Source organism: Lactobacillus taiwanensis (genome assembly GCF_017894345.1).
Taxonomy (GTDB): domain Bacteria; phylum Bacillota; class Bacilli; order Lactobacillales; family Lactobacillaceae; genus Lactobacillus; species Lactobacillus taiwanensis.
Genome location: NZ_CP059276.1, coordinates 937,652 through 959,662, shown reverse-complemented (window position 1 = coordinate 959,662; position 22,011 = coordinate 937,652). Strand labels below are relative to the sequence as shown.

At 33.5% G+C, this 22,011-nt stretch carries 18 protein-coding genes and 1 other RNA gene; 3 read left to right on the top strand and 16 right to left on the bottom strand.

What is annotated here, in order from left to right; translation table 11 throughout:
- Positions 1-78: 78 nt before the first annotated feature.
- The 6 genes from H1A07_RS04590 to H1A07_RS04565 are packed head-to-tail and all read right to left on the bottom strand — an operon-like array spanning position 79 to position 7,719.
- Positions 79-3,243, bottom strand: coding sequence for a carbamoyl phosphate synthase large subunit (locus tag H1A07_RS04590; protein WP_210144419.1), 3,165 nt, complete (start codon positions 3,241-3,243; stop codon positions 79-81).
- A gap of 3 nt (positions 3,244-3,246) precedes the next feature.
- Positions 3,247-4,302: a carbamoyl phosphate synthase small subunit gene (locus H1A07_RS04585; RefSeq protein WP_057719205.1), complete on the bottom strand. Its 1,056-nt coding sequence runs from the start codon at positions 4,300-4,302 to the stop codon at positions 3,247-3,249.
- Positions 4,303-4,305: 3 nt separating this feature from the next.
- Entirely contained in the window at positions 4,306-5,220 is a 915-nt protein-coding gene (locus H1A07_RS04580; RefSeq protein ID WP_210144417.1) for an RluA family pseudouridine synthase, read from the bottom strand.
- 14 nt (positions 5,221-5,234) lie between these two features.
- On the bottom strand, positions 5,235-5,699 hold the full coding sequence (gene lspA, locus H1A07_RS04575) for a signal peptidase II (protein ID WP_210144415.1): 465 nt from the start codon (positions 5,697-5,699) through the stop codon (positions 5,235-5,237).
- Complete coding sequence (locus tag H1A07_RS04570) at positions 5,699-7,378, bottom strand: formate--tetrahydrofolate ligase (RefSeq protein ID WP_057719202.1); 1,680 nt, start codon at positions 7,376-7,378, stop codon at positions 5,699-5,701. The genes lspA and H1A07_RS04570 overlap by 1 nt, the downstream gene beginning before the upstream one ends.
- Positions 7,375-7,719: a hypothetical protein gene (locus tag H1A07_RS04565; protein WP_057719201.1), complete on the bottom strand. Its 345-nt coding sequence runs from the start codon at positions 7,717-7,719 to the stop codon at positions 7,375-7,377. The genes H1A07_RS04570 and H1A07_RS04565 overlap by 4 nt, the downstream gene beginning before the upstream one ends.
- 132 nt (positions 7,720-7,851) lie before the next feature.
- On the opposite strand from H1A07_RS04565, the gene H1A07_RS04560 reads away from it, so the two are divergent.
- Positions 7,852-8,775, top strand: coding sequence for a DegV family protein (locus H1A07_RS04560; protein WP_210144413.1), 924 nt, complete (start codon positions 7,852-7,854; stop codon positions 8,773-8,775).
- A gap of 40 nt (positions 8,776-8,815) precedes the next feature.
- Here H1A07_RS04560 and H1A07_RS04555 read toward each other — a convergent pair whose 3' ends face one another.
- The 5 genes from H1A07_RS04555 to H1A07_RS04535 form a co-directional block, all read right to left on the bottom strand.
- Positions 8,816-10,048, bottom strand: a complete 1,233-nt coding sequence (locus H1A07_RS04555; protein ID WP_210144411.1) for a metallophosphoesterase — start codon at positions 10,046-10,048, stop codon at positions 8,816-8,818.
- Between the two features lie 2 nt (positions 10,049-10,050).
- Positions 10,051-11,175 (bottom strand): THUMP domain-containing class I SAM-dependent RNA methyltransferase, encoded by a 1,125-nt coding sequence (locus H1A07_RS04550; RefSeq protein ID WP_210144409.1) that lies wholly within the window; start codon positions 11,173-11,175, stop codon positions 10,051-10,053.
- A 73-nt stretch (positions 11,176-11,248) separates the two neighbouring features.
- Positions 11,249-11,616: RNase P RNA component class B (gene rnpB, locus H1A07_RS04545), an RNA gene on the bottom strand.
- A 24-nt stretch (positions 11,617-11,640) separates the two neighbouring features.
- The gene (locus tag H1A07_RS04540; protein WP_057719197.1) at positions 11,641-12,084 is read right to left on the bottom strand and encodes a DivIVA domain-containing protein; all 444 of its coding nucleotides are present in this window, start codon (positions 12,082-12,084) and stop codon (positions 11,641-11,643) included.
- Positions 12,085-12,287: 203 nt separating this feature from the next.
- Entirely contained in the window at positions 12,288-12,857 is a 570-nt protein-coding gene (locus tag H1A07_RS04535) for an SLOG family protein (RefSeq protein WP_057719196.1), read from the bottom strand.
- Positions 12,858-12,924: 67 nt separating this feature from the next.
- Between H1A07_RS04535 and recU the strand changes: the two genes are divergently transcribed.
- Together recU and H1A07_RS04525 are read left to right on the top strand one after the other, a co-directional pair.
- Positions 12,925-13,536, top strand: a complete 612-nt coding sequence (gene recU, locus H1A07_RS04530) for a Holliday junction resolvase RecU (RefSeq protein ID WP_057719195.1) — start codon at positions 12,925-12,927, stop codon at positions 13,534-13,536.
- A gap of 12 nt (positions 13,537-13,548) precedes the next feature.
- Positions 13,549-15,909, top strand: a complete 2,361-nt coding sequence (locus H1A07_RS04525) for a PBP1A family penicillin-binding protein (RefSeq protein WP_210145473.1) — start codon at positions 13,549-13,551, stop codon at positions 15,907-15,909.
- Between the two features lie 75 nt (positions 15,910-15,984).
- On the opposite strand, the gene nth is transcribed toward H1A07_RS04525, so the two are convergent.
- From nth to H1A07_RS04500, 5 genes are all read right to left on the bottom strand, one after another.
- A complete protein-coding gene (gene nth / locus H1A07_RS04520) occupies positions 15,985-16,614 on the bottom strand; it encodes an endonuclease III (RefSeq protein WP_057719193.1) in 630 nt (209 codons plus the stop codon).
- A gap of 8 nt (positions 16,615-16,622) precedes the next feature.
- Positions 16,623-17,267: a DnaD domain protein gene (locus H1A07_RS04515; RefSeq protein WP_057719192.1), complete on the bottom strand. Its 645-nt coding sequence runs from the start codon at positions 17,265-17,267 to the stop codon at positions 16,623-16,625.
- Between the two features lie 60 nt (positions 17,268-17,327).
- A complete protein-coding gene (asnS, locus tag H1A07_RS04510; RefSeq protein ID WP_210145472.1) occupies positions 17,328-18,626 on the bottom strand; it encodes an asparagine--tRNA ligase in 1,299 nt (432 codons plus the stop codon).
- A 68-nt stretch (positions 18,627-18,694) separates the two neighbouring features.
- The gene (locus H1A07_RS04505; RefSeq protein WP_210145471.1) at positions 18,695-19,189 is read right to left on the bottom strand and encodes a PepSY domain-containing protein; all 495 of its coding nucleotides are present in this window, start codon (positions 19,187-19,189) and stop codon (positions 18,695-18,697) included.
- A complete protein-coding gene (locus H1A07_RS04500; protein WP_210145470.1) occupies positions 19,182-21,998 on the bottom strand; it encodes a helicase C-terminal domain-containing protein in 2,817 nt (938 codons plus the stop codon). The genes H1A07_RS04505 and H1A07_RS04500 overlap by 8 nt, the downstream gene beginning before the upstream one ends.
- Positions 21,999-22,011: the final 13 nt, after the last annotated feature.

The window sequence follows — 22,011 nt, the reverse complement described above, 5'->3', positions numbered from 1 at the left end:
GACACGGTACGGATCAAGTTGCCTCTGTTACTTGAGCATTTTTTATATCTATATTACATAATAAAAAATATTTAAATATTACAACGGCTGTGTAGTCATAGCTAAAGTTTCTAGAACCGCTAAGATATCTTGTGCTGATTGTAAACTAGAAAAGACAGGAATATGTGTACTCAAGGCGGCATCTTTAATCATAATGGCATCATGACTAGCTGAATCCGAGAGACTTGTGACGTTAATTACGAGATTAATTCGATGTTGTCTAATCTTTTCAAGCAAACTATTACTTCCTTCTTGTACCTTCCCAATAATTCCCGTTGTAATACCTTCTTCAGCTAATACATTTGCTGTTCCTTCAGTTGCTAAAAGTTTAAATCCTAATCTATGAAATCTAGCAGCGATTTTAATCGCGTTATGTTTTTCTGAATCTTTAACTGAAATAAAGACCGTTCCATAAGTTGAAATCATCAAATCACTGCCTGCGTAACCTTTAAATAAAGCTGTAGGTAAATGTTTAGCACGTCCCATTACACTACCAGATGTTTTCATTTTAGAATCAAATGTATTTTCACTCTGATAGGATAAATATGAAAGGACAGGCATCTTTACATGAATTAAATCATTCGAAGGCCAAATATCACTTGATAATTCTAATTCAGATAATTTTTTACCAAGTAAAACTTGCATAGAAATTGACGTAATATCTCGTTTTAATGCCTTAGTTAGAAAAGCAACATTATGACCAGAATAGCTTTTTATTTGTAGCAAATATATTTGATTATTGGCAAGTAAAAAGTGTAAATTAACTGGTCCTTTTAAATGTAAATTAGTAGCAATACTAATTGCACTATCCCTCAATCTACGTTGATCATTAGTAGATAGATTTTGCGGACGATAAACAGCAATTGAATCACTGGCATGAGATCCAGTTTGTTCAAAGTGTTCAATAATTCCAGGAATAGTAACATTTTCTCCATCAGAAATAGCAGTCACTTCATATTTTTTACCTTCAATAAACTTAGAAATAGTCATGTGCTCTAATGCATTTTCAGCAATGTATCTTTGTAGTGCAGGTAAATCAAAAACAACTGCGGATTTTTGCTTCTTACCATTGCTTGAACCGCCAATTAAAACAGGAAATCCAATTTGCTTTACAAAATCAAAAATTTTATCTTCATTATCACATTGAAGTGCAGGAACTGGTTTAACGCCTGCTTGATATACTTCATTAGAATGATCCTCTTTTAAGATCTCATTCAAGTTATTTTGTGCCAAAATTGCTAATCCATGTTCTAGTAATTGAAGTCGATACTCATTAATTTGTTTACCAGAAAATTGAGTTACAATTTCTTTAATATTTTCCTTATTAGCTACATCTAAGATATTTTCTAGCGTAATCGGTTCAAAATATACTCGATCACATACATTGTATGCTGCACTAATACTTTCAGGATTGTTACTAATAATAACTGGGCTTATTCCTTGCTCTTTTAGAGTCTCGGCAGCATGATAAAGCATATAATCAAACTCATCTGTTAATGATACCTGAAATGGCTTTAATCCCAAGAGAAGGCACTTCTTTGCATTAGAAAGTGGTTTTATTTCATCCTCAATTCCATAACTACTATAGACAGCTTGAATATTAGGATGAATTAAACCAGCTGTCCCATCAATTTCAATATAACTTGGTTTAATTGACCATTTTTTACATAGGTTAGAAATGTCTTTTTCGTCTTGATGCGTTACTTCAGCAATTAATCGATTAGAAAAGCCATTTTTTTTCACCTTAAGTAGTAAATCGGCAGTAAGTTCATCATTTTGCAATTTCTTAAGTAAAATCAAAATATGATTAAACTTTTGCAAAAATACTAGGTGCACATGCAAAACCTTATGCAAAGTATGATAACTAATTCCTTTAGCAATAGCTGCCAAAAGAATAATTAAATGTAGTTCAGTAGGTTTACTTAGATCTTGCAATAATTGCTTTTCACTTTTTTTACACTCTTTTTCAAAGGTTTTTATATTATTTGAAAAACCTGTAGTAGCTTGCAAAGCTTTTAAAAATGCACTTTCAAAGTTGCGTCCTACTCCTAATGCTTGACCTCCAGAAGTAGTTTTATTATTGAGGAAATAGTGATTATAACCAGCTTCAGTAAATGACCAATATGGTAGTTTTACAAAACAAGCATCTTGAATCGGATCAACTGCTGCTGATATCCCAGACTGTGGATCAGTAATTTCATTTAAGTTATATCCAAGCGCAACCTTAGCAGTTACATACCCAATTGAATATACGCCACTTCGATACGAAAGTAAGCTAGTTTGTGTTAAACGTGGTTTTACGCTTAATACCTTAAAATTAAAGTCCTCACCTGCTTGTTTAACTGCAAAATGAATACTCAGTGCTCCATGTAAATTAAGGCAATTAGCAATCTTACGACAGCAATTTCTTAATCGCTGAATTTGATTATTATTTCTGGTTAAAATCGGCGTTACTAATAACGAGTCAGATGAATTGATACCAACAGGCTCCAAGCTTCCAGTATTTCCAACAAAGCAAAAATTACCATTATTATCTCGAATAATATCAAAGATCAATTCTTCCCAATTTGATAGATCTTCGCTTATACGATAATCTTTCCACTGAAAATGATCGTCATTTTCTTCATCCAAAAAATATTGTTCTAATTGCTTTAAATTCTCTAATGAAATCGTATTATCAGGACGATAGTGTTGTTTTTTTGCCAAAAGTAATGGAAAGTGTGCATGTTCAATTACACGCTTTAAATCGTCTTCTTTTTCAAGAAGCCATTGATTAGCAACCGAAATCTTATTAGCCTTAAGAAAAGTATAAAAGTTATGTGGGCTTGATAAGCTAAGAGCTAAACTATTGATTGTTAACAACTCAATATTCATTTGAGTTAAAATACCAGACTCTAATAGTTCTTTAGTCAGTTTTAAAGCTGGCTTTCCCCCAAAAGCAGGAATAATTGCATCTGGTTTTTCCATTCTAATAATCCGCTTAACAAAAGGTAGCGTCATTGGCTCAAGATATACATTTACATTAGCTCGAGGATCTGTAGTAACAGTTGCTGGATTAGGATTAATTAAGACTACTTGAACATTACTCTCTGCAAATGCTGTTAAGGCTTGTTTAGCAAGAATATCAAGTTCTGAAACTTCTCCAACAATACTTGGCCCAGCTCCAATGACAAGTACTTTATTAATTTCGTTATGTAAAGGCATATTTTACTCCATCATATTCATAAACTGATCATAGATACTAGCAGCATCAAAATTTCCGGGTGAGCCTTCCGGATTAAACGCAGCCGCTAATACTTTATCTTCCTTAATACAATAGCCAGCTAAAAGATCTGATCTTAGGTCAAAATACTTACGAGATAAATTTAATGACAAACTATCAGGAACAACTAACTGATCGATATTCATGGCTGTTTGCCAAATACGATTATTAGTTTGTTCAATAACTGGGAAATTACTGCCATTATAAGCGGGAATTAAATCTAATAATTCTAAATTCAAATAATTACTAATAGCTAAAAAGCCTAACCCAATTCCTAAAATAGGTAATTTACCATAAAATTTATCAAATACTGGCTTTAAGAAAGGTGCTATCTCTTCTACTCTGCTTGGTCCATTAGAAATAACAATAGCGTCTGCACGAAGACTAATAATGTCATAAATTGATGCATTATACGGCAAAACAACACTGTTAATTTTGCGCAAAGAAAGCGAGCGTAATAATGAGTGCTTTAATCCTAGATCAATAACTGCTACGGTTTTTCCAACATTTGGTGCCGCATATGGATGAGTTGTCGAAATTTGTGCCGTTTTATTTTTGGGTAAGACAAGAGCCTTAATTTGATCGAATGCATGTGCATCGTCAGTATCCATAATTGAGGCCTTAATTACTCTTTTATTTTTTAACTTTTGGACTAAAGCTCGGGTATCAACTCCATAAATTGCTGGTATCCTCTTTTCTTTTAAAAAATCGTCTAGATCTTGAAAAGTTGGATTTGCAGAAATATGAAATGCAATGTCATTAGCAATTATTCCTCTAACACTTGGATCAATCGATTCATAATCAATTGCATTTATTCCACTACCGCCAATCATTGGAGTTGTAAAAGCTAAAATTTTACCAAAGTTTGCTGGATCTGAAATTGCTTCTTGGTAACCAAAGTTACTGGTTTGAATGGCTAATTCACCCGTTGCAGTAATTGGTGCACCAAATCCATGTCCCGAAAAAGCTGTTCCATCTTCAAGAATCAAATATCGTTTCATAAATTAATGCTTCATTTCTTGTCGTAAATTTTCTAATTGTTTTTCAAAAATTGTTGGTAATGGTGCAGTAAATTCAAGCCAATCGTTAGTTGATGGTTGATAAAAACCTAAAGTTTTAGCATGTAAAAATTGTCCATGACCAGCTAACGTCTTCTTAGGACCATACAGTGGATCTCCTGCTAGAGGGTGCCCAATATATTTCATATGAACTCTAATTTGATGAGTTCTTCCTGTTTCAAGAATACACTTAACTAGACTATAGTTTTTAAATTGTTCTAGTACTGTGAAATGCGTTACTGCAGCTTTTCCTTTAGGATTAACCGCCATTTGCTTTCTATTGTTAGGATTTCTACCAATAGGCGCATCAATAACTCCATTTTTAGTTTCAAAATTACCATGTACAATTGCTAAATATTCTCTTTTATTAATCTTTTTAGCCAATTGCTTTTCTAAACTTTCGCGAGCACGATCGTTTTTAGCAACCATTAATAAGCCAGAAGTATCTTTGTCAATTCGATGTACAATTCCTGGGCGAAAGCTTTCAGAACTGTCAGCTAAATTTTTGGTATGGTAGAGCAAACCATTTACAAGAGTATGATCAGGGTGACCTGCTGAGGGATGAACAACCATCCCTTGAGGCTTATTAACAACTATTACATCTTCATCTTCATATACAATATCAAGATGCAAATTTTGGGGTTCTAAAGTCAATGGCTTAACCGGAGGAACTGTAATCTTAATTACATCCCCAGACTGAACTTTATAAGATACCTTTTCAGCTTTATCATTAACTAAAATATTTTGATCATTTACCAATTCTTTAATTTTAGTTCGACTCAAATCGGTGACTTTATCCGCAATAATTTTATCTAAACGTCCCTTTTCTCCGTTAATTACTAACCTATAATCTTTAGTCATTTAATTCTTGTCCTCTAGTCCTTTTCACTAATAAATATTAAATAGATAAAAACTAGGATAATTCCAATGGTAATCGCACTATCCGCAACGTTAAAAATATTAAAATTAATAAAATCTAACTGCAGCATATCAATTACATATTTGAGATGTAAGCGATCAATAAAATTACCAATAATTCCGCCTAAGACTAAAGCTAAACCAGTATCAAAGAGACCATTTTTATACCTGGGATTAAAAAGATAATAAATTACAACTGCAATTGCAGCGATACTAATCAAATAGAATAAAACTATTTGACCGTTAAAGATATTCCAGGCAGCCCCATCATTTTGTAAGTAAGTAAATGATAAAATACCCGGAATAACTGTTTTTTCTTCACCGATTTTAAAATTTGAGACGATATAACTTTTTAAAACCTGATCAGCTATAACTACTAATAAAGAAATTATTAAATATAAGGCTTGTTTAGCTTTATTCATTAGAACAATCCTGAAATCTTTCCATCATTATCTACATCAATATCTAAGGCAGCAGGATGTTTCGGTAATCCTGGCATATCTAAAATTGAACCAGTTGCAACAACGATAAAACCAGCACCATTTTTTAATGCCAGATCTTTAACATGCAAAGTAAAGTCTTCTGGTGCTCCTAAAATCTTCTTTTTATCAGTAAAGCTATATTGTGTCTTAGCAATAATTACTGGTAAGTGATTTTTATCAATTTTCTTAATTTCAGCTAATTGCGTCTTAGCCTTATCTGAATATTCAATATCCTTAGCATGATAGATATTATGAGCAATTTTACTAATTTTCTCTTCAACAGAATCTTCTGACTGATAAACGGAGGTAAAGTCACCAACTTTATTAGTTAACTCTACTACCTTCTCAGCTGCCTTAATTCCGCCTTTAGAGCCTTCATCATGATAAGAAACAACTTCACATTCAAACCCGTCCTTTTGAACAAGTTCTTTTAGCTTAGACAGTTCTTGATCAGTATCGCTAGCAAATTTATTAATTAACACCATTACCGGTACACCATAGTGTGCCATATTTTCCATATGACGCTTTAAGTTAGCAAATCCCTTCTCTAGTGCTGGGATATTTTCTTCATCTAAGTGATCAGTTGTTCCTTCAGCTTGATACTTCAATGCTCTAACAGTTGCAACAACGACAACTGCATCTGGACGCTTATCTAGGTGATTTGAAACGAAATCCATAAATTTCTGTCCACCAAGATCTGCGCCAAAGCCAGCCTCAGTTAAAACATAGTCACTTAAATGTAAAGCTGTATTAGTAGCAATAACTGAATTTGCACCATGTGCAATATTTGCAAATGGTCCACCGTGAACAATTGCAGGAGTGTGTTCAAGCGTTTGAACTAAATTAGGCTTTAATGCAGTTGCTAAAAGAGCAGCAATAGCTCCCTCAAACCCTAAGTCTTTAACATAAACAGGTTCATCTTTAACAGAAAAGCCAACTAAAATATTTCCAATTCGTTTCTTTAGGTCATTAATGTCAGTTGCTAAACATAAAATAGCCATCAATTCATTAGCTACTGTAATTGCAAAGCTGGCTTCATGTTCAATTCCATTAAAACGTGATCCTTGTCCAATAGTGATTTTCCTTAAAGTACGATCATTAACGTCAATTCCACGTTTTAACAAAATTCGATTTGGATCTAGCTCTAAGCTATTATCCTGATAAATATAGTTATCAACTAAAGCAGCTAAAGTATCAATAGCACTAGTTAGAGCATGCATATCTCCTGTAAAGTGCAAGTTAATATCTTCCATGGGGATGATTTGCGCATAACCACCACCAGTAGCTCCACCCTTTAACCCAAAAACAGGTCCCATTGAGGGTTCTCTTAATGCAATTAAGGTATCTTTGTGAAGTTGGTTGCTAATCGCATCCCCTAACCCAATAGTAATGGTTGACTTCCCTTCACCAGCAGGAGTTGGACTAATTGAAGTGACTAAGATTAGCTTACCAAGCTTATTATTTTTTTTAATTCGTTTAATACCACTCCAGCTAATCTTAGCCTTATCGCTGCCATAAAGTTCAATTTCTTCAGGCTTAAGGCCAATTTTTTTTGCAATTTCTGTAATTGGTAATTCCTTAGTACTTTGTGCGATCTCGATATCTGACTTCAAATTCATTTCTTCTTTCTTTTAAGTGCTAAAAACAAATAAGTATTAATTTTACTTTTTGCTTTATAGATTACGAATGCCTTCCATTGACATTTAATTTCTAAACTTTGAAGCTTAAATTTTTGACGGTACGGTAGTTTTACCCAAAAATCATCTGTTTCTTTTTGAAAGTAAGAATTAAGCCAAGTATAGATAACAATAACCACAAAAATAGCTCCTAAAATAATTGCAGGATAGCTAATTGATTTATTGCTTTCATATCCAATGATAAAGGCTACAAAAATCAGTGCTAAGAGCCAAGAGTAATAAATTACTCCAGGAGCTCCTAAAAAAATAAAATGTTTTTTCATGATTTAGAATTTAGGTCACACCCTATTTATTGATTACCTCTATTGTAACAAAAATAACGCAAATTTACGTTTTTGTTTAAATAGGCTTTCTAGACTATAATGTTAAGCAAACATATGGAGGTAAATAACTTTATGAAGATTGGCGTTTTAACTGACAGTTCATCCTATTTAACTAAAGAACAATGTGAAAAATACGGTATTAATGTATTACCGATTCCAATCATCTGGAACAAAAAAGAATATCTAGACTTAATTGATATTGGTTTTCATGAATTTTATGAGAAGCTAAATACATCTACTACTCTTCCTACTACGTCTCAACCTTCAGTCGGAACAGTTAAAAAGTATGTTGATAAATATGTTGATGAGAGTTACACAGATTTAATTATTATTACGCTCTCAAGTGGAATCTCTAGTTTTTACAATAATGTATTAAGCGTAGCAAATGAAGAAACACGGATTAAGATTCATCCCTTTGACTGTAAAATCACCTGTGCGGGTGAAGCAGATGCTGCTATTTTAGCTGGGCGACTAGTAAAAGCTGGTGCTGATATTGACTTAATCATGCATGACCTAAAAGACTTAAGAAACACTACAGATGTAAGATTTATGGTAGACAACTTAAATCATTTGAAGAGAACAGGTCGTTTATCTAATGCGGCTAGCTTTGTCGGTTCTATTCTAAAAATCAAGCCCATTCTATCAATGGATGTACAAAACGAAGGTAAAATTTCTGCAATTGCTAAAGAAAGGCAATACAAGCGTGCCTACAATCATATTAAAAAGGACTTTGATAAGCTAACGTCGAATATGCCTTATCCAATTCAATTAACAATTTTCCATGCAGATGATGCAGAAAGAGAAGCTGAATGGATTAACGATTATCAAACAAGTTTTCCTAAAGTTAAGGTTGATCAAAGTATTATCGGTCCAGTAGTTGGAGTTCATGTTGGTCAACACACAATGGCAATGATTTGGTGTCGAGACTTAGATTCCTATTTTGATGAAAATGGTAAACCACTTCTAAATGTTAATTCTCAGGCAGTTAAAGATTAAAAAGGCGAACACTACAAATTTCATGTAGTATTCGCCTTTTTTAATATCTAATTTTCACATGTAAATTATCATGCGTAGACGTATCGTAGAGAGTCGGTAAATAGAGTTCATACTGTGGATTTTCTGCAATTAATCGTTGATAAATTGCAGACTTTTTAAGTTTTTGCAGTTCCTCTAAGTCAATATGATTCTTCCCGGTAAAGAAATGATAATTCATCTCGCCAAAAAGACGTCCCATTTGTCGAACGGTCATTAAATCATCGTGATTTCGATACAATTCATTCTGCATGAGTTCAGCTGAAATAGTTCCCAACTGAATATTTTCTAAATAATCATGAAAATGAGTTAAAGTCCAGTTCTGCTTTTCTTTATCAGTTAAATAGCCATCCATTTTAAAATGATGGCAAGTGTAGCTAATTTCTTTAGGAGAAACCTTAACTACACCATAACCTTGATCATTAGAACAAAAGCTAGCTGTGACAATTTCAGTAGCCGGACACGAATTTTGTGGTGGCATAATATTTTGAGCATGAATATGACCAGAAAAAACTAGCTTTACATTATATTGAGCCAATAATTTACGTAGTTCTCGATAATCGTCAACTACATATCCCTTATTTACCGCTGGATTATGAGCATAAAGATTGTGATGCATACAAAAAATCACGCGTAAATTATTTTGACTCGCATATTGAAGTTGTTCTTTAATCCATTTTCTTTGTTCCTTACCTAAAAAACCTGCTGTAGCTGGTGCAGTAGATGATTCTTCTTTTCCGTAATCATTAGAATCGGCCAAGATCAGCAAATAATCAGGATTAAGCTGGACACTATAAGCTAACGAATTGCGATCTATACTAAGTGCATTTTCATATGATTTCTTAAAAATGTTGCGCCACATTCTAGGACTTATTTGACCAGCATAATATTGTTTCTTACCACGAAACTCTCTAGCCCAACTATCATAAATATCGTGATTTCCAGGAACAACTAGTAATTTTGTCTTAGTCAGTGGTTTAAAAAGTTCAGCGAATTTTTCAGCAGAAACTCTTTCTCCATTAAAGGTTACATCCCCAGTAACAATAATTGCTGCTGGCTTCTTTTCTTCTGCCATTCTTGCAAAAGCGCTGAGTGCTATTTCTTGATAATAAAGATCTTTACCCTGACTAGTTTTTTGCATTTGTGAAAAAGCTTGCCCATGGTCATGTAGACTATCGGCAATTAAATGCGTATCGCTAATGACCCAAAAGCTTGTCTTTTTATCTTGCGTTAACATTCTTATCTCTTATTTGCCCAATATTGATAATAATCCGTTCTTAAATTACCATTATAGAATTTTCTCTTTTTAGTGGCCTTAGCACCAAAATACTTTTCAAATTGCGGATCAGAAGTTAAATAGTATTGGCTAAACGAAGAAAGTCGTCGTAAAGTTTGTCCCATCTCTTCATAAATTTTTTCAGCTGCTTCACGATCTTTAAGTCGTTTACCGTAAGGAGGGTTAGCAATAATAACGCCATTTTCTAAGTCAGTTGAAAAGTCCTTTACAGCAACTTGTTTAAATTTAATGTCTTGTAATACTCCAGCATTATGAGCGTTAACCTTTGCAATTTCTAAAATTGATTGATCAATATCGCTTGCTAAAATTGGTGCATGATCTTGCTTTTCTTGAGCTTTTGCTTTTTCTACTAATTCAGGATGAAGTTTTTTATCAAACCAATCAAAATTATCAAAAGCAAATTTTCTCCAAATGCCTGGGGCTATATTCTTAGCTTTTAAAGCAGCTTCAATGGCAATTGTTCCTGATCCAGTCATTGGATCAATAAAGGTATGCGTACCATCAAATGGTGTTAATTCAATTAATCCTGCAGCAAAATTTTCTTTTAAAGGTGCACCACCATGTTCAACACGATACCCACGTTTAAACAAACTTTGTCCAGTAGTATCTAAGCTTAGACGTGCCACATCTTTATAAATATGTATATCTAATGGATATTCGGCACCACTTTCTGGTAAAAAGCCACGTCTACGATATTGATCTGTTAGCTTATCTACGATGGCTTTTTTTACAATTGATTGTACATCTGGCTCAGAATGTAATTTACTACGTACACTTCTTCCTTTTACCGGGAATTGGGCATCTACCGGTAATAATTCTGCCCAATCATAACTATAGACTTCATCATATAGTTGATCAAAACTAGTAGCTTTAAATTCTTTTAACAAAATTTTTACTCGATCAGCACTTCGAAGCCACAAGTTTGTTTTAACAATATCTTCCTGTGTTCCTTTGAAAAAGACACGTCCATTCTCTGTACTTGTTTTATAGCCTAAATTATTTAACTCTTTAGCAACAACGCTCTCAAAACCAGCTCCCATTGTTGCATATAATGTATATTCTTTCATCGTTATTTTCTCTATCTTCTTAAATTTTTCTATAAAAAAAGGTTGAGCCAAAGCTCAACCCTAACCTACAAATTTCTATAAGCCACGTTCTGTTCCAACAGGATCCGGTTAAATCCTATCTTCAGCGACCATCTATCTTCATAAAAATGACTTTGTCTTTAGTTCATTTGCTTAGACAAAAGCGCCCCTACCAAATTTGGGTTGCCCGCTTGCAGGGTTTACCTCGTTCCACCAGTAAAGTTTCCTTTACTGCTTCGTCACTGTGGCACTTTTCAGGATAGCCACACATGTCAAAAAATGATTTAGTGCTTTTTCCGCCGTAACTTGTTAAAAACAAGTCCCCCAGCTTATTGGGCTGAGTACAAAAACTACAAGCATCTCAGCTTGTGCGTGCGTGGACTTTCCTCAGCTAACATAAGTTAACCGCGATCGCTCGAAATTTGCAATAACTATTATATCATAGTTTTAATTAGCTTGGTAAGTTCTATCTTGTTGATTCATTCTTTGTTCAAGATTGTAAACTTTACGCTCTAAAGTAGAAATACGTTGAATCATAGCAACATTGGTAGTTAATTCTGGTGTTTCCTTGTCATCAGTATTACTACTGATAGCAGGCTTTTGTACAGTGTGAGGCGTATAAGTTTTAACGTCATCTTCAATTTCTTCATTTTTAAAGTCTAATTTTGGCGCTGTACTTTGACTTGATGCTTGATTATTCTTATTTTGTTCTTTTAACTCACTAATTTGAGTTTGTAAATCTTCGATAATTGTAGCAAAGGTACTATAATCAGAAATAATTGTATCAAGATATGAATCAACTTCGTCCGAATCATAGCCCTTCATCTTAGTTCTAAATTGTTTTTTTAAAATACTTTGTGGATTTAATTGAATATCATTTAAACTTGCCATTTGTTTCGTCAAACTCCTTATTTGCAGACAATTGTCTGTTTTTTATTTAGGCGATAAAGTGTTAACTAGTTTATAGCTCAATGGCACTCACTTTATCGTATACAACTAGTATAAGTTATAAGCTTTCTTCAAGCAATAATAGTGAGATTTTCTAAAAGATTTTTTATTATATTAGATTTATATTTTTAAGTATCGATAAATAATCAATAAAAATCATTTTCTTGTCGATGATTTTCTTCATATTCCTCTGCAGCTTCTTGCAAATCATAAAAATCAATTATATCAACTGGATAATCATGTTGTTCTTGATATTTTTCTATAACATCATAATCGTACTTAGGCTTACCAGGATGCTCTGGGTCATAGATTAAAACCGCACGATCAGTATGCCCCAGCATAAAATTCTGATAATTTTTTAATTGAGATGGACTCATATAAGGATAATTCGACGTAGAAGCTGTAAAATCAACTTGTTCGAGTAAATTTTGATATTTCGTTTGGTTATTTTCATTCCATCTTTTAGAAAATTCAAGATATGGCGTCATTAAGGCTGTATGAATATCGTATTCATCTTGTAGTTGAACTGCTGTTTCTAAAGCCCACTGTTCAATTCCAAGATTTGCCCCGCTAATTACCCAATCTATTTTTCCTTCTTCAAGTAATCTTTTAAAATAATTATTTAGTGCATATTTAATTACAGCTAATTTTGGATCTTTATCACTAAATATACTTAATTCATAAGAACGATATCCAGTAACCCACAAACGCTTCATTACTGATTCCTCTTTCTCTAAAAATGATTTAAAATCTTTGCTATAATTCTAAACAGGAGTGATGTTGATGGTAAAATATCCAACAGGCAGTTTAACACATTATACTAAAGATCAAACTGACCTTTTGCATCCAAGAAAACAAAAACATCGCAAAGATGTAGTATTCTCTGATCGTGGAATGAACCTTGAACAGCAAATAAATGAATCAAATAAATATTATCTTCTTGAAGATATTGCTGTAGTTCACAAAAAGCCAACTCCGGTTCAGATTGTTAAAGTTGATTATCCTAAACGCTCCCGTGCAGTTATTAAAGAAGCATACTTTCGGCAAGCCTCTACAACGGATTATAATGGCGTATATCAAGGAAAATATTTAGACTTTGAAGCAAAGGAAACCAGAAATAAAAGATCGTTTCCTTTAAAGAACTTCCATGAACATCAAATTATTCATCTTGAAAGATGTTTAAAGCAAAAAGGAATCTGCTTTACAATTATTCGTTTTGTAACTCTTAATCGCTACTTTGTAACTCCTGCCAGCTTCGTAATTGAGGCTTGGAGAACACCGCATAAGAGTTCAATGACCCTTCAAGAATTGATTGATAATTCTGTTGAAATTGAGAGTGGATTTCAACCAACGCTTCCATACTTGGATGCAATAGATAATTTTATAGATAGATAGGAACAAAAAAGAATGGCAGATAATAATCAAAGGCCAACTAATTCTAGAATGGCAAACCTTCACCCTAATAAAGGTAAGTCTCGCAAACGAATTTGGCTACAAGTAATTAAGTGGTTCTTTATTGTAGCAATGTTAGTTGTTGTTTCTGGCATAGGTTTATTTGCATACTACGCTAAAGATGCGCCAAGCATTTCGCAAGCTCAACTTCAAAGTGGAGGGACAAGTAGTCTGTACACCAGAGATGGTAAGTTTCTTCTTTCTTTAGGATCTGAAAAACGAACTTATGTTAATAATGAAGAGATTCCTAAAGAACTTAAAAATGCCATCATTTCCGTCGAAGATAGACGTTTTTATAAAGAAGGCATTGGACTTGATCCCATCAGAATTATCGGTTCAGTTTTAGTTAATGCTAGAAGTAAAGGCGTAGCCGCTGGTGGATCTACTATTACTCAGCAATTAGTTAAACTCTCAGTCTTCTCTACAGCTGCTTCTCAAAGAACCCTTCGAAGAAAGGCTCAAGAAGCTTGGCTTTCAATGAAGGTTGAACGAGAATTTAGCAAAGAACAAATTTTAGAATTCTATATTAATAAAGTATATATGAACTATGGTAATTACGGTATGGGAACTGCCGCAGATTATTACTATGGTAAAGATCTAAAAGATCTTGATTTAGCACAAACTGCTCTTCTTGCAGGCATGCCTAATGCTCCTGTTACTTATGATCCATATGTATATCCTGAAAAAGCTAAATATAGACGTGACATTGTTTTAAAATCAATGCTTAGAAATGATAAGATTTCTAAAGCCCAATACCAAGAGGCAATTAATGAACCCATCACTCAAGGATTACAACCTAGAAAAAATAATGCTACTTCAGAATTAAGAAAAGTAGATGATCCATATATTAAAGAAGTGATTAGTGAGGTTAAGAGTAAAGGATTTAATCCTTATAACGATAACTTAAAGATTACTGTCAATATTGATCAAGATGCTCAACAAAAACTCTACGATCTAGTAAATGATGGTTCTGTACCATTTACAAACGATAAGATGCAAGTTGGTGCTACAATTGTTGATCCAAGAACAGGACATGTTATTGCTATTATTGGTGAACGTAAACTTCCATCAGTTCAATTAGGTTTAAATCGTGCGGTTCAAACCGGGCGTTCTACCGGTTCTACTATTAAGCCTGTCTTAGATTATGGTCCAGCGATTGAATATTTAAATTGGCCAACATCTCACATGTTAGACGATTCTAAATATGTCTACCCTGGTACTAATATTCAGCTATATGACTGGGATAACAAATACGAGGGAAAAATAACCATGCGTCACGCCCTAGAACAATCTAGAAACGTACCTGCAGTTAAAACTTTAAGTAAAGTTGGTGTTGCACGTGCCTCACTATTTGCGAGAAAAATGGGTGTTAATGTTCCCTCTGATTCAGGCTTATCAGTTGCGATCGGTGCAAATGCTTCTTCTCTGCAAATGGCTGGTGCATTTGCAGCATTTGCTAATAATGGTATTTACCATAAACCACAATTTGTTTCTAAAATTGAAACACCTGATGGCTTGACTAGAAATTATGATAGCAATGGTACTAAGGTTATGAAAGAATCAACAGCTTACATAATGACTGACATGCTGAAAGGCGTTTTAACTAAAGGTTCAGGAACACAGGCACGAATTAAAAATCTTTATGAAGCTGGTAAAACAGGTACAGTTAAATATTCTGATGAAGAATTAGTGAGATATCCTCAATATAAGAATTCTCCAAAAGATTCTTGGTTTGTTGGCTATACTAAACTTTATTCAATAGGAATTTGGACTGGTTACGATAATTTGAAAGATGGTACACCATCTGGCGTTGGTGCCTCATCGGCTCAACTTTTATATAAACAAATGATGTCCTATCTAATGAAAGATAAAGCTAATAAAGATTGGAACAAACCAAGTACAGTTGTTAGACGCAGAATTGCTAATGGTACACAGGATAAAGTTGTTTCTCCAAATGCAAGTAACTCTAGTTGGCAATTATTTGTTAAGGGACATGCGCCAAGTAATCCATACAGCGAAGTAACTGTTGACAAACGTAAAGATGAAGAAGACGATGACATTGATACAAGAATTGATACTGAAGATGATACTTCTTCTAAGGGACAATCTCATTCCCAAAGTAGCTCTTCATCATCAAGTAGATCTCAACAATCTTCTAGTCAAAAACAATCATCTACTTCTGAAAATCGTACTTCTAATAATCAACAAAACGAAAACAGATCTGACAATCGACAAAATAACAACAATTCGCAACAACAAAACCAAAACAATCAAAACCAACAACAGAATCAGCAAAACAACTCCAATAATCACTAAAATATAGCAAAAGAAATACCACAGAAGCGATAATAAACTTCTGTGGTATTTTCTTATTTTGTACTTAAAATTAAGCTATTTTAATGGTGGCAAAAAAGAATATGGATCTTGATTTTTAGTTCTAGCTGGCATTGTATACCGACCAAATAAAATCATGGCATGGTGTGTTCTAATCCATTCATCTTCTGGCAACAATTCTTCTAGTCTTTTTTCTACTTCATGTGGCGTAGCCTTCTCATCCACTATTTTAAATCGCCTAGAGATACGGGAAACATGTGTATCAACTGCAATTGCAGGTACTTTAAAACCCTCAGCTAAAACAACATTTGCAGTTTTCTCTCCTACCCCAGGGAGAGTCATTAAAACTTTTTTATCCTTGGGAATTTTACCATTAAATTTTTCTGTAATAATTTGTGCTGTCTCTTTTAAATGCTTAGCTTTAGTACGATATAAGCCGATTGTTCGAATATGATCTTCAATATCTTTAATATCCGCTTGAGCCAAGCTTGCACTATCTGGATAATCGCTAAAGAACTTAGGCGTTGCTTTGTTAACCATTTTATCAGTTGTCTGTGCACTCATTAAAACAGCACATAACAAATGAAACTTTGTATCCCAGTGTAATTCACCTTTTGCGTCTGGATAAAGTGCAAGAATTCTTTTTAAAACTAATCGTGCCTCTTCATCAGATAAAAGCTTTTCCATCTAATCACCTAGTTTCGTTGAAGAAAGTTCTTAATTTGATCTGGTGTATTAAGACCATGACGTTGCCAATTCAATAAAATTCGATCAACATATTTAAAATTATACACTTGAGCCAAAATAGCCTCTCTAAGTGCTAATTTTACAATTTCGGGATTATAGTGGTCGATATTAAGCCACGCTGCGATTTCTTGCTTTTCTATTGGGCTTAAAAGTCGTCCAAATTCAATTTCAAATTGTCTAACCAATTCTTGAAGAGGATTTACTTTTCTTTTTTCTTCCACGTCAGAAGTTAGATTAAATTGATCGTCATTATTTGCGTCATTTTCATCAATAATTTTATCTAATTTTTGATACAAGAGATTTAAATCATAAAAATTAGTAATCCTACCCTCTTTATCCCTTTTTTGCCCTAGTTCAATTATTTCCTTATCGATTAAATCTTGAATTATTTGAGAAATCTCAACAGGAGATAAGTTCATTCGTTCAGACAATTCATTATCACTAGGAAAAAAATTATTTGCCTGTTTAAAAGCTTCTAATTGCAATAAAAGCATAGCTTCGATTTCAGATAATTTTAAAGTCGGGTAATATCGTAAAAGACTATTAGAAATAACTGTAAAGCCTTCTTTTTGAATAGTGGCAAAAGATGCCATATGATTTTCCTTTCAAAAAAAGCTGAACTAACTTAGTTCAACTTTTTAAATTATATTAAATTATGGTTGCATTCTGTTAATTAGCCTTGGGAATGGAATTGCTTCACGAATATGATCAAGGTGACATACCCAGGCAATAGTACGTTCAAATCCCATACCAAATCCTGAATGAGGAACACCACCGAACTTACGAAGATCAAGATACCATTGATAATCTTTAAGATCTAAGCCAGCTTCTTCAATTTGTTGCTTCAAGATTTCGTAGTTACCTTCACGTTCAGAACCACCGAAAATTTCACCGTATCCTTCTGGTGCAATTACATCAGCACATAAGTATTCTTTAGGATTATCAGGATTCTTCTTCATGTAGAAAGGCTTAATTGTGGTTGGGTAGTTAACGATGAAGACTGGACGATCAAATTGTTCTGAAATGTATCCTTCATCAGGTGCACCGAAGTCATCGCCCCATTTAATATCACGGCCAGCTTCTTGAAGCATTTTAATAGCATCATCATATGAAAGACGAGTAAAGTTACCTTCTGTTGTTGGACGTAATTTTTCAGGATCTCTACCTAAAATCTTTAATTCGTATTCATTATTTTCAAGGACTTGTTTAACCATATAAGCCAAGTATCTTTCTTGGATATCTAAAGATTCATCTTGATGCATCCATGCCATTTCTGGTTCCATCATCCAGAATTCTGTCATATGACGACGTCCCTTAGATTCTTCTGCCCTGAATGTTGGTCCAAAAGTAAAGATCTTTCCATACGCCATAGCACCAGCTTCACCATATAATTGACCGGATTGTGACAAGTAAGCGTCGTTGTTGAAGTACTCAACATGGAATAATTGAGTGGTGCCTTCTGGAGCAGAGTGCATAAAGATAGGAGCATCAAACTTAATGAATCCTTCTTTTTCGAAGAAATCAATAGTTGCTTTAAACATAGTATTTCTAATTTGCATAATAGCAAATGGACGCTTAGATCTTAACCATAAATGACGATTATCAAGTAAAAAGTCAACCCCATGTTCCTTATTACCAATTGGGTAACCTTCATTGTTAGAAACAATTTCTAAATCTGAAATTTGAATTTCATAGCCGAAGTGTGAACGCTTATCTTCGTGAACAGTACCAGTGATATAAAAACTAGCTTCTTGACGCAAAGATTTAGCAGCTTCGAAAACTTCTTCAGAAACATCATTCTTACGAATAACGCCTTGGAAAAATGCTGTTCCATCACGTAATTGTAAGAAGATAATCTTACCACTTGAGCGTTTATCAGTTAACCAAACATGCATTTTAACTTCTTGGTCTACATGTTTAGAAGAATCTTTAATTGAGATTAATTCTGTCATTACTTACCAACCTTTTTAATTAAATTTAATTTTATTATACTAAAAAATCACTCTTTAGTTTAACAAATTTATAAATTGTCTGCATAGACTAATTCTTTTCCAGTTTTGAAGTCGTAAATAACATACCCATAATTTCCATTTTCCTTTTGATATGTTATTTCCCATACAGGTACTCCTTTATACCAGCCTAGTTCACACTTAACTTTACTGTGCCCTGGATGAGCGTCATTAAAAATTTCCTTTATTTGTTCTTCACTTTTACCTTTACTTGCTTGGTAAAGATAGGCTTTTTTGCTATGAGGAAGATAGATAAAGTAATACTTTTTACCTTTTTTACTAGTACCGACTAAGCTATTACTTTCAACGCTGCGACTTAGATGATAATTTTTAGTGATTGTTGTAATTGGCGTTTTTTGAAGGGCAATATCATTTGTTTGCTTAATACTATCGCTCATAGGTTTAGTTGCAAAGTAAAAAATAATACAGATAAATAAATAAATTACTGCAGCTACTCCGACTACAATTCCTGTAATTTTAAGACTCTTTTTCACATATTTATTCATTTTGTTTGCTATTCCTTAAAATATTTAGTAATTGCTGCTGGCTTACCTTTTTAGCACTTACAGGAAGACCTGCTAAAAATTGTTCACCATATGACTTATTCCAAACACGTTGATCTAAAACCACAAAGGTCCCATGATCACGTTCATTTCTAATCAATCTACCACATCCCTGTCTAAATCGTAAAATGGCACGCGGAAGAGTGTCAGCATCAAAAATTTTATCGGCTCCTATCTTTTTTTTCAACGACTCAGTTCGTAATTTTACTTCTGGCTGATCAGGCGATTCAAATGGAAGACGCGTAACAATAGCTAAATCAACACCATTGTGCTTAAAGTCTATTCCCTCCCAAAAACTATTTGCTCCAAGTAATATCGCTTTTTCTGCTATTCCGAATCGTTTAGCTATTTTTTCGTTAGAACCAGTTAATCCTTGGACTAAAATTTCATAATCTTTCAAAGTATCATTATCTTCACTTAATCTACTAAAGACGTCTCTAATCACATCTAAGTTTGTAAATAATACTAAAATATGATCATAATTTTTAATTTTAGTCAGCAAATTACTTACAAATTCTTCATATTCAGGACTATTTGGATTTTCAGGAGCATTAATATCAGAAAGAGCATAAATTTTTAAATGCTTTTCTACTTTAAAAGAGGGTTTTGCTCGATAAGTTAGTGTCTTTTTAGGATCTAAATATAAATTTTTAATTGTGTAAGAAAAATCATCTTGTTCTGCTAAAGTAGCTGAAATAAATAATTTTTTGTTGAAATAATGATATAGTTGTTGAACTTCCTCTTCAGGATCAAGCATTAACCAAGTTAAATTTGTAGACAAAGGATCGTCTTTATTACTTATTTCCAAGACAAAGCCCTTATGATCTAGTTGTTTAGGTTCACTTAGTTGATCTAGCAATAAGTAATTCTGTTCTGAATAATAATCGAGATGATCAACTTCATCTTGCAAATCTTTTATTAAAACATCATCGCTAGTCAATAAATTCTTTTGTTGATGATAAAGTAAAAATAAAATTTGGTTTGTTTCTTGGCGTACTAATTCGATATTATCCTGCATTTGATTTAACGAATGCCTAAATTGAGGGATGTCCCTGAATAAATCTTTACCTTGAAAACCTAAGCTGATAGCATTTTGGCGTTTTTTTTCCCTACTTGTCGCAAAACGTCGATTGTCATAAAGTGCATTCTGAACATTATTTATGGCATGAATTAAATCGGTAGTATGATCTTCCAGTTTATCTAGAATTAACTTGAATTCTAATTTATTTCCAAACCTAACCTTAGCACTATCATCAGCATAAAAAAGTAAATTACGTAAGTGACTGCACATACCCCAAAAACTTTCAAATTGCAGCGAATCATTTCTAGAACTTGCAACATTTTCTACAAATCGGTGGGCTTCATCAACTACTAGAAATGGATTTTGTCCCCAAATTGAATCCATATAATGATTAGCAAGATAAGCATGATTGGTAATTAAAATATCTGCTTGTTCTTGACGACTGCGAGCTAAATTCCAAAAATCATAGTCTGCAAAAGCTGTTCCAATTCTTGCATCTCCAGGATGTTCAATTGACGTAAATAATGGAGCTTGATAATTAGTTAATTGTAATTCGTCTAAGTCACCAGTTTCAGTCTCAGTTAGCCAAATTAATATCCCCATTTGCAGGATTAATGTTTGCTGAATAGGATTATCAGTTTGATAAAGAGAATTATAGAAACCATCTAAATCTAGATAATGACTACTTGATTTAACAATTTGAGCATCTAAATCTAGATGCGTAATTCTTAAAAGTTGCGGAACTTCTTGCTTTAAAATTTGTTCTTGTAAAACCTTAGTTGGGGGAGCTACTACTAATTTTCGACCAGAATAAAGCTCATAGGCATATGCCATCAAATAACTAAAAGTTTTTCCACTCCCATTAGGCGCTTCAACAACTAATGAATCATCAGAATCGCTATATACAAAGTCATGTAGTCTATTAATTAAACTAACTTGACCACGCCTAAAACGTAGGTGCTTCTTGAACAACTCCTTCTTTTCATCGTCACTTTGAGGAAATGAGCCCTTAGTTACAGCTTCATTATTACGAACAGCTATATTTTGCCGTTTTAAAATCAAATGCTTTACCTGAATCAGATCTTTGTCTAATGGCCTTTTTGTTTGACGAGCAACCTGACCTATTTCATAAAAAATATAATCTGTGTCTCTTAAAAGTCCTTTTGATAATGACGTTAAAGTATTAAGAGTCGCCTGAGGAAGATTTTCCAACTTTTTAATTACTTTTAATAATAATTTAGCCGTCACTAAGGCATCTGAGTCAGCGCGGTGAGGATCCAAATGTTTAATTTTTAAGCGACTAGTCAGGTCTCTTAATTTATACGAAGGAAAAGTTGGAAAAGCAATTTGGGCTAATTCAACTGTATCAATTGCTTTTCCAGTGAAAGGCTCTAATCCTGCACTAACTAGTTCATAGTTTAGAAATGGAAGATCGAAATTTACATTATGAGCAACAAAAATCGTGTTTTCTAAAATTTTACGAATTCTAGGCGCATAATAACGAAAATCATGAGCGTCAGCTACATCTTCATTACTAATATGAGTTAAATTTTCAACAGCAGGAGGGATCTCACGATGAGGATTGATTAAGAATGAATATGTTTTTACTACCTTACGCTTTTTGATGATCGCACAACCAAATTGAATAATATGATCGCCTTGGTTACGTTGCGTGCCTGTAGTTTCTAAATCGACCACAGCAAAAACATCATCTGTAAAGGCTTTTTTCATAATAATCTCCCTT